Source organism: Sabulicella rubraurantiaca, from assembly GCF_017355885.1.
Classification (GTDB): domain Bacteria; phylum Pseudomonadota; class Alphaproteobacteria; order Acetobacterales; family Acetobacteraceae; genus Roseococcus; species Roseococcus rubraurantiacus.
Genome location: NZ_JAFEUU010000061.1, coordinates 1 through 877, shown reverse-complemented (window position 1 = coordinate 877; position 877 = coordinate 1). Strand labels below are relative to the sequence as shown.

Here is an 877-nt window from a genome sequence, read left to right as displayed (position 1 = left end):
GAGCTAGAGCACGTTCCCCTCGAGCTGATTCGCGAAAGTGCTTCCCCGACGCGGGGGTGATCTGATTCACCCTGTCTGCTGGGCGGAGGCAGCAGGCATGGCAAAGACCTTGTCGGAGGATCTGCGGGTTCGGGTGATCGGGGCAGTGGATGGCGGGATGTCGCGCCATGCGGCCGCCAGGCGGTTCGGAGTGTCGGTGGCCAGTGCGGTGCGCTGGCTGCGGGCCTGGCGCGACGCGGGAGCCAGGGCGGCCAAGCCACGTGGGGGCGATCGCCACTCGCACCGGATCGAAGCCTTCGGCGCGGTCATCCTGGGCGCCATCGAGGCGCAGACCGACATCACCCTGGTCGAGCTGTCCGAGCTGCTCGAGCGCGAGCATGGCGTCCACTTCGCGCCCAGCACGATCTGGCGCTTCGGAAAGCGGCACGGCCTCAGCTTCAAAAAAAAGCGCCCACGCGGCCGAGCAGGACAGGCCCGACGTCGCCGCGCGGCGTCAGGCTTGGTTCGATGCCCAGCCTGACCTCGACCCCGAGCGCCTGGTCTTCATCGACGAGACCGGCGCCAGCACCAAGATGGCGCGCCTGCGCGGTCGCTCCCCGCGCGGCCAGCGCTGCCGGGCGGCGGTGCCCCATGGGCACTGGAAGACCACCACCTTCACCGGCGCGCTGCGGCTGTCGGGCCTGACCGCGCCCATGGTGCTGGACGGGCCGATGAACGGTCGTGCTTTCCTGGCTTATGTCGAGCAGGTGCTGGTGCCGACGCTGCGGCCCGGGGACATCGTGATCCTGGACAACCTGCCGGCGCACAAACCGCGCGGCGTGCGCGAGGCCATCGAGGGCGCGGGCGCGATGCTGCGCTTCCTGCCCCCCTATTCACC

The 877-nt window shown here is 70.1% G+C and carries 2 pseudogenes; both read left to right on the top strand.

Annotated features, from left to right (window positions below):
- Positions 1-97 precede the first annotated feature (97 nt).
- Positions 98-256: pseudogene (locus JTJ31_RS25510) on the top strand (helix-turn-helix domain-containing protein); the annotation flags it as partial.
- Positions 257-352: 96 nt separating this feature from the next.
- Positions 353-877 (top strand): annotated as a pseudogene (locus tag JTJ31_RS24910) (IS630 family transposase); the annotation flags it as partial.